We start from the raw sequence: 1,115 nt of genomic DNA, 5'->3' as shown, positions 1-1,115 counted from the left end.
CCGTAACCGCCATAGATCTGCAACGCTTGGTCGCAAATTTGAAAACCGACGTCGGTTGCAAAGCGTTTCGCCATCGCGCAGTACGTCGTCGCATCGGGATCGCCTCGATCGAGTTTGCTGGCGGCATAACGCACCAATTGCCGTGCTGCGACAAGCTCCGTCGCCATGTCCGCTAACTTGAATTGCAGTGCCTGAAATTGCGCTAACGATTTTCCGAACTGCTTTCGCTCCTGCATATATTGCGTAGCTTGATTCAGAGCTTGTTGCGCCGTACCAACGGAACAGGTCGCGATATTAATGCGCCCACCGTCCAATCCTTTCATGGCAAATATGAAGCCTTGCCCTTCTTCGCCCAGTAAATGACTTGCGGGAATAACGACATTGTCAAACGTAACCGCGCGTGTTGGTTGGCTGTTCCAGCCCATTTTGGGCTCTTTTCGCCCATAACTGATGCCGTCAGCTTGAGCAGGAACAACAAATGCAGACACACCTTTGGCACCCGCTTCGCCCGTTCGCGCCATCACGACCAAAACATCCGTCTCTCCTGCGCCGGAGATAAATGCTTTACCGCCATTCAACACGTATGTATCGCCTTTTTTGCTCGCGGTTGTGGCCAACGAAGCGGCATCCGAACCCGCATTGGGCTCTGTCAAGCAATACGAGCCCAACCATTCTCCGGTGACGAGTTTAGGACAATATTTGGCTCTCACGTCTTCGGTCGCGAAACTCGCCACCATCCAACTCACCATATTGTGGATGGTCATGAAAGCAGTCGTCGACGTGCACCCCATGGAGAGCTGCTCAAAAACAATCGACGCATCCAAACGGCTTAACCCCAAACCACCATGTGCTTCTGGCGTGTAGAGGCTGAGAAAACCCAGCTCTCCCGCCTCTCTCAATACGTCTTTAGGAAAGTTCTGTTTTTCATCCCACTCTGCGGCCATTGGTGCTAAACGCTCTAACGAAAACTGCTGAGCCGTATCGGCAAATGCACGTTGATCTTCATTAAGTTCAAAGTCCATAAAAGCTCCTTGCTGTTCACTCAGCGCAGTTGAATGGTCAAATTCGGCCCTGTTGGAATATCGTCATCAAACCATCTCGCCGTTACCGTTTTG

The 1,115-nt window shown here is 51.7% G+C and carries 1 protein-coding gene; it reads right to left on the bottom strand.

Features of this window, described 5'->3' with window-relative positions:
• Positions 1 to 1,022 (bottom strand): acyl-CoA dehydrogenase family protein (locus R7E47_RS25035; protein ID WP_318085486.1); only part of this gene is annotated, 1,022 nt, incomplete at its 3' end.
• Between the last annotated feature and the right edge of the window lie 93 nt (positions 1,023 to 1,115).

The sequence above is a fragment of the Vibrio sp. Vb1026 genome, from assembly GCF_033338745.1.
Taxonomy (GTDB): Bacteria; Pseudomonadota; Gammaproteobacteria; order Enterobacterales; family Vibrionaceae; genus Vibrio; species Vibrio alginolyticus.
This window is presented reverse-complemented; position numbering and strand designations above follow the sequence as displayed.